The 6,756-nt window shown below is 77.7% G+C and carries 4 protein-coding genes and 2 pseudogenes; 1 reads left to right on the forward strand and 5 read right to left on the reverse strand.

Annotated features, from left to right (window positions below; translation table 11 throughout):
* Positions 1-114: 114 nt before the first annotated feature.
* From AWW66_RS14150 to AWW66_RS14160, 3 genes are all read right to left on the reverse strand, one after another.
* On the reverse strand, positions 115-906 hold the full coding sequence (locus AWW66_RS14150) for a DNA-formamidopyrimidine glycosylase family protein (RefSeq protein ID WP_067365445.1): 792 nt from the start codon (positions 904-906) through the stop codon (positions 115-117).
* A 27-nt stretch (positions 907-933) separates the two neighbouring features.
* The gene (locus tag AWW66_RS14155; RefSeq protein WP_067365448.1) at positions 934-1,176 is read right to left on the reverse strand and encodes a CPCC family cysteine-rich protein; all 243 of its coding nucleotides are present in this window, start codon (positions 1,174-1,176) and stop codon (positions 934-936) included.
* A 106-nt stretch (positions 1,177-1,282) separates the two neighbouring features.
* Positions 1,283-2,074, reverse strand: coding sequence for an SAM hydrolase/SAM-dependent halogenase family protein (locus tag AWW66_RS14160; protein WP_067365452.1), 792 nt, complete (start codon positions 2,072-2,074; stop codon positions 1,283-1,285).
* Between the two features lie 134 nt (positions 2,075-2,208).
* Between AWW66_RS14160 and AWW66_RS14165 the strand changes: the two genes are divergently transcribed.
* Entirely contained in the window at positions 2,209-2,853 is a 645-nt protein-coding gene (locus AWW66_RS14165) for a hypothetical protein (RefSeq protein WP_067365455.1), read from the forward strand.
* 141 nt (positions 2,854-2,994) lie between these two features.
* Here the strand turns inward: AWW66_RS14165 and AWW66_RS36435 are convergent.
* Together AWW66_RS36435 and AWW66_RS14170 are read right to left on the reverse strand one after the other, a co-directional pair.
* A pseudogene (locus tag AWW66_RS36435) lies at positions 2,995-3,882 on the reverse strand (Lhr family helicase); the annotation flags it as partial.
* A 135-nt stretch (positions 3,883-4,017) separates the two neighbouring features.
* Positions 4,018-6,756 (reverse strand): annotated as a pseudogene (locus AWW66_RS14170) (Lhr family ATP-dependent helicase); the annotation flags it as partial.

Here is a 6,756-nt window from a genome sequence, read left to right on the forward strand (position 1 = left end):
TGCAGTTCCGGCCCGGGCATATGCCGCAGATGCCGCGTCACGCGGGCGCGACGTGCACGATCGCGGGGTGGGGCGAGGTGGGGTGGGGCGAGGGGGAGGGGCAGGGGTGGGCGGTTAGGGGGTGGGTTGGCAGGTGGGGCACCAGTAGGTGACGCGGTCGTCGAGGTCCCGCTTGTCGATGGCGGTGCCGCAGCGGCGGCAGGGCTGGGCGCGCCGGCCGTACACGTAGCTGGTCTGGCCCCGGTGCAGGGAGCCCGTGGTGCTCTGGGTCCACCGGCCCCGGTTCGCGGCGAGCAGGCGCTGGGCCAGGGTGACCGTGCCGGCGAGGTCCGGTACCGCGCCGACCGGCGTCCACGGGGAGAGGCCGCGCAGGAACAGCACCTCGCACTTGTAGAGGTTGCCCACCCCGGCCAGGTTCCGCTGGTCCAGCAGTGCCTCGCCGATGGTGACCTCCGGCCGGGCGGCCAGCCGGCGGACCGCCTCGGCCGGGTCCCAGTCCGCGCCGAGCAGGTCCGGGCCGAGGTGGCCGACGAGGGTCGCCTCGGCGTCGGTCGGGACCAGGGCCACCTCGTGCAGGTGGTACCCGACCGCCACCGCCGCCGGGCTGCGCAGCACCACCCGGATCAGGTGCGCCGGGCGGGCCGTCCAGCGCTCCCCCGGGGCGTACGCCCGCCAGGTGCCCTCCATCCGCAGGTGCGAGTGCAGGGTACGGCGGGACCCGCCGTCGGGCCCGGCCAGCCGCAGCAGCAGGTGCTTGCCCCGGCTGGCCGACTCGCGCACGGTCCACCCGGCCAGGTCGACGGTGGCCAGGCCGGGCACTCGGAAGTCGCTGCCGGTCAGCCGGGCCCCGGCCAGCGCCCGGTGCAGGACGCGGGCGGTGTTCCAGACGGTGTCACCCTCGGGCACCCCACCATCCTGCCCCGCCGGGTCGGGTCAGGGGCGTTCCTCCGGGCGTGGCGGGCGGACCATGTCCTGGTACCGGGGGTGGCTGGCGCCGTAGACGGCGTAGTTGAGGCGCGCGTGCGACAGGCTCAGGTCACCGTTGGGGCCGCCCCGCACCACGTCCGCGTCGGCGTCCGCCTGGCCGTCGTCGGTCCAGAAGCAGACCGGGCAGGTGCCACCGCCGGTCAGACAGGCGCAACAGGGACAGACCGCCGGAACCCATTGATCACCCACCGGGGCAGCATTCCACACCGCCGAACCGGACAGGAGCACGGGAGCGTACCGATTCCGCCACTCGGTGCTGTCGTTTTCCGGTCTTGCCGCCGGTCCGTCCGCCCGCTCAGCGCGCTCGTCCGGCGACCGTCAGCAGATCGCCGGGGCGGACCGTCAGCAGGTCCACCGCCCGTCCACCGTTCACCGCGACCGCGACCCGACCGGCCGAGTCCACGTGGACCACCAGGGCACCCGGGGCCGCGTCGCCGAAGGTACGGCCGCGTACCGCCGGGTGACCGGCGACGGTGAGCTGGTCGGGGAGCGGGTCGAGCAGCGCCGCCGGGGCGGCCAGTTGCACGTTGCCGAAGTGGTCCACGGTGGACACCTCGGCGGTCAGCGCGCCGTCGACCACCCGTACCGTCGGGGTGGGCAGCCGGACCAGGCTCTCCGGGTCGACCGCCGGGCCGGCCCCGGCCAGCGCGGACCCGGTGGCCAGCCGGGCCGCCACCGGGGCGAAGACGTCACGCCCGTGGAAGGTGCGGGACACCTCGGGGGCCAGCCAGTCCGGGGCGGTCAGCTCGACCGCCGCCCGGATCCCGCCCAGCGCCTCGGCCGCCTCGACCAGCAGGCCGTTGTCCGGGCCGACCAGCAATCCACCGGGGGTGGCCAGCCCGACGCCGCGCCGGGTCCCGCCGACGCCGGGATCGACCACCGCCACGTGCACCCCCCACGGCAGGTACGGCACGGTCTGGGCGAGCACCGCCGCGCCCCGGCGGACGTCGGCCGGCGGGACCAGATGGGTCACGTCGATCACCCGCGCCTGCGGGGCGTACCGGGCGATCATCCCGTGGCACGCGGCCACGAAACCGTCCGCGAGGCCGTAGTCGGTGGTCAACGAGATCCAGCAGGGCTCCGCCATGCCGGTAGGCTAGCCGCCCGGAATCCGCGTCGCCGGGAGGTCCGGCGTGGACCGGACGCGGTGACGGTTGTGCGACACCCGCGCTGGCCGACCGGCCGGTGCCGGGCCCGCCCCGGCGGGGGCAGACTGCCGGGGTGACCCGTCGCATTCGGACCGTCCCCGCCGTCGCGGCGCTCGTCGCGTTGCTCGCCGCGACCGTCGCCTGCGCGGACTCCCGGGGCCGCCCCGAGGCCGGCCCGACGCCGCCCGCCCCGTCCGCTCCGGCCCCCTCCGGGCCACCGGTCGGTACCGCCCCGGCTCCCACCGCGCCACCGGCCACCGGCGTCCCGTCCGGCGGTGTCCCGGTACCCGCGCCCACCGGCACCGCGCCGACCACCGCGCCGGCTGCACCGCCGGCCGCGCCGCCGGAGCCCGAGAGGTCGACGGAACGCCGCCCGAGCACCCTGCCCCCGGTGCAGCTTCCGCCCCGGCCCAGCGCGGCGCCGGGCGCGCGGGAGGTCGTCGCGGCGTTCCGGGCGGCCGGGCTGCGGGTGCCCAACCCCCGGGACCGTTCCGTCGACTGTGGACCGGACGGGGACGGGCTGGGCTGCTCCGAGCTGATCGCCACCGACGCGGTGACGGTGTACGTCTTCCCGGACGAGACGAGCGCCGGGGACATGGCCGACGTCTGGAGCGGGGCCTCGTACCGGCGGGGCAGCGTGGTGCTGAACTACCTGGAGGCGCGGACCCCGGCCGCCGACCGGCCGAAGTACGAGCGCGTCCTGGCCGGACTGCGCTGACCCGATCCCCTGCGCTGATCCGACTTCCTGCGCTGATCCGCGTCCCGGCCGGCCCGCCGGGTGCACCGCGCCGGGTGGCCCGGGTCACCGGGGCGGCGGCCCGAGGCGACCGGCCGAGGGGAGGCCCGGCCGGACCGGGGGTCAGCCGCGCAGCCGTAGCCCGCGGGGGGTGGCCCGGAACCCGGCGGCCGTGAGCGCGTCGCGCAGCGGCGAGGAGCGCACCGACCCCCCGTCGGCCCGTTCCACCGACAGCGCCCCCAGCGCCCCGGCGTGCACCGCGTCGGCCAGCGCCTTGCCCGCCGCCGCCAGCGCCTCCGGGTCGTCGGTGAAGGAGAGCAGGGTCCGGCCACCCCGCTCGACGTAGAGCGCCAAATCGCCGCCGACCAGCACCACCAAGGCCCCCGCCTTGCGGCCGGCGCGGTGGCCGGTGGCCGGGGCGGCGTCGTCGCCGGAGTCGAGGACCCGGTCCGGCCAGGGCAGCGCCGCGCCGTACGGGTTGGCCGGGTCGGTCGCCGCCAGGACCAGGGCGGGGCCGCCGCGCGCCCGGCCGTCGAGGGTCTCGGCCACCGCGCGGATCCGGTCCACCGCCCCCGGTACGGCGAACTGGGCCGCGCCCAGCCCCTCCACGAAGTACCCGCGCCGGGCCGCGCCGCGCTCCTCCAGGGCGGACAGCACCGGGTACACCGCCGCGAACCCGCCGGGCACCTGCTCGGCCACGACCGCGCCCCGGGTGACGATGCCGTGCCGGTCCAGCAGCAGGTCGGCCAGGGCGGCGGCCCGCCGGGTCGGATCGGTGTCCCGCTCCGGCAGCCGGGACCAGCGCCCGGCCACGGTCGGCGGCCCGCCCCGGGTGGGCAGCGCCACCCGACCGGGCCGCCGGTACCGGGTGCGCGGGGCGGTCGGGCGGGCCCGGTGGGCGCCCCCGCCGCCGAGTCGGGCCCGCAGCGGGGCCAGGGTGTCGTTGGTGAGGTACCCGGCCCAGACCAGGTCCCACAGGGCGGCGACCAGCGCCGCGTCGTCGGTGACCCCGGCCATGGCCGCCCCGCTGGCGGCCCCGGCCATAGCCGCCCTGTCGGTGTCACCGACCCTGGCCGCCCTGTCGGTGTCACCGGCTTTGGCCGCCCTGTCGGTGTCACCGACCAGGCCTGCCCTGCCGCTGGCGGCGACCCGGTCGGCCAGTGTGCGGAAGAACAGCGCCTGCCCGTCGGCGAGGGCGTCGAGCACCGCGTCGTGCAGCGGAGTCCGGGCCAGCGCCTCGTCCGGTGGGGGGAGCAGCAGCGGCGCGGCGTCGGCGTACGCCAGGGTGACCCAGCCGTCCCCACCGCTGATCGCCCCGGCACCGGCCCAGACCACCTCCCCGCTGGCGCACAGCTCGTCGAGCTGGCCGGGGGAGTAGTCGGCGACCCGGGCCGGCAGGACCAGCCGTTCCAGGGCGGAGGCGGGCACCGCCACCCCCTGCACCTGCTCCACCGCCGCCGCCAGCGCCTCCACCCCGCGCGCCGCGGCGCCCACCTGCTGCCAGCGGGGCAGGAAGCTGGCCAGCACGGCCGGCGGCACCGGCTCGATCTCCCGGCGCAGCGCGGCCAGGGAGCGTCGCCGCAGCAGCCGCAGCACCTCCGCGTCGCACCACTGGGTGCCCACGCCGTCGGGGGTGAACTCGCCGGAGACCACCCGCCCGGTGGCGGCCAGCCGGCGCAGCGCCTGCTCCACCACGAAGACCCCGAGCCCGAACCGGGCGGCACAGGTGGCGGCGGCGAACGGCCCGTGCGTGCGGGCGTACCGGGCGACCAGGTCGCCGAGCGGGTCGGGCACCGGTTCGAGGTACGCCTCGGCGACCCCGACCGGCAGCGCCACGCCGAGGGCGTCGCGGAACCGGGCGGCGTCCTCGACGACGATCCAGCGGTCCTGGCCGGCGACCCGGATCCGCAGTACCCGGCGGGCCGCCGCCAGCTCGGCGGGCCAGGCGGCGGGCACCCCGCGCTCGGCCAGCTCGGCGTCGGAGAGGTCACCGACCACCCGGAGCAGCTCCACCACGTCCTCGGCGTCGCGCGGCCGGCGCTGGTCGGTCAGCCAGCGCAGCTGCCGATCGCTCTCGGCGAGCACCGCCGGGTCGAGCAGCTCCCGCAGGTCGACCCGGCCCAGCAGCTCGCCGAGCAGGGCCGAGTCCAGCGCCAGGGCGGCGGCCCGCCGTTCGGCGAGGGGGGCGTCACCCTCGTAGAGGAACACCCCGACGTACCCGAACAGCAGCGAGCGGGCGAACGGTGAGGGCCGCTCGGTGGACACCTCCACCAGGCGCACCCGGCGGCCGGCCAGGTCCCGCATGAGCTGGGCGAGGGCGGGCTGGTCGAAGACGTCCTGGAGACACTCCCGGGCGGCCTCCAGGGTGACCGGGAAGTCGGCGTACTCCCGGGCGACGTCGAGCAGTTGGGCGGCGCGTTGCCGCTGCTGCCAGAGCGGCTGGCGGCGGCGCGGGTCCCGGCGGGGCAGCAGCAGCGACCGGGCGGCGCACTCCCGGAACCGGGCGGCGAAGAGCGCGGAGGTGCCGACGGACTCCTCGACGAGCTGGGCGATCTCGTCGGGGTCGAAGGCGACCACGTCGGCGCCGGGCGGCTCGTCGGCGGTGTCCGGCAGCCGGATGACGATGCCGTCGTCGGAGGGGAGCACCTGGGCGTCCACCCCGTACCGCTCGGCGAGCCGGCGGCCGATGGCCAGCGCCCAGGGCGCGTTGACCCGCGCGCCGAGCAGGCTGTGCACGGCCAGCCGCCAGTCGCCCAGCTCGTCGCGGAACCGCTCCACCACGACCGTCCGGTCGTCCGGCAGGGAGCGGGTGGCGGCCTGCTGTTCCCGCAGGTACGCCAGCAGGTTGCCGGCGGCCCAGTCGTTCAGCCCGCCGGCGCGCAGCGCAGCCACCGCCGTGGCGTCGTCCTGCCGCAGCAGGGCCCGGACCCGGGCCCCGATGGCCCGGCCCAGCTCCACCGGCCGGCCGGCGTTGTCGCCCTTCCAGAACGGCATCCGGGCGGCCTGGCCGGGGGCCGGCGAGACGAGCACCCGGTCCGGGGTGATCTCCTCGATCCGCCAGGAGGAGGAGCCGAGCAGGAAGACGTCGCCGACCCGGGACTCGTAGACCATCTCCTCGTCCAGCTCGCCGACCCGGGCCGCGCGTTCCGCCCCGGCCAGGAAGACCCCGAACAGCCCCCGGTCGGGGATGGTGCCGCCGCTGGTCACCGCGAGCCGCTGGGCACCCGGCCGGCCGGTCAGCGTGTCGGTGACCCGGTCCCAGACCAGCCGGGGCCGCAGCTCGGCGAAGGCGGTCGACGGGTACCGCCCGGAGAGCATGTCGAGGACGGCGTGCAGCGCCGAGTCGGGCAGGTCGGCGTAGGACGCCGCCCGGCGGACCAGGGCGGCCAGGTCACCGACCGACCACGGGTCGAGGGCCACCATCGCCACGATCTGCTGGGCGAGCACGTCGAGCGGGTTGCGCGGCGGGTGCAGCTCCTCGATGGCGCCGGCGGCCATCCGTTCCGCGACCACGGTGCAGGAGAGCAGGTCGCCCCGGTGCTTGGGGAAGACCACCCCCCGGGAGACCGCGCCGACCTGGTGCCCGGCCCGGCCGACCCGTTGCAGCCCGGCGGCCACGCTGGGCGGGGCCTCGATCTGCACCACCAGGTCGACCGCGCCCATGTCGATGCCGAGCTCCAGGCTGGAGGTGGCCACCACGGCGGGCAACCGGCCGGCCTTGAGCGCCTCCTCGATCTGCCGGCGCTCCTCCCGCGAGACGCTGCCGTGGTGGGCGCGGGCGATCACGGGGGCCGCCCCGGTCGCGGCCCCGGACTGGGCCATCACCTCCGCCGGCGCCCGCCCACCACCGGCCGCCGGCCCGGCCGCTGCCGGCCTGCCGCTGGC

Origin of the sequence: Micromonospora rosaria, assembly GCF_001567585.1 — a bacterium.
GTDB lineage: Bacteria > Actinomycetota > Actinomycetes > Mycobacteriales > Micromonosporaceae > Micromonospora > Micromonospora rosaria.

Bases quoted from the DNA above. Each gene is read 5' to 3' on its own strand.
- AWW66_RS14160 (WP_067365452.1), bottom strand. From the start codon at position 2,074: ATGGCGGAGCCCTGCTGGATCTCGTTGACCACCGACTACGGCCTCGCG.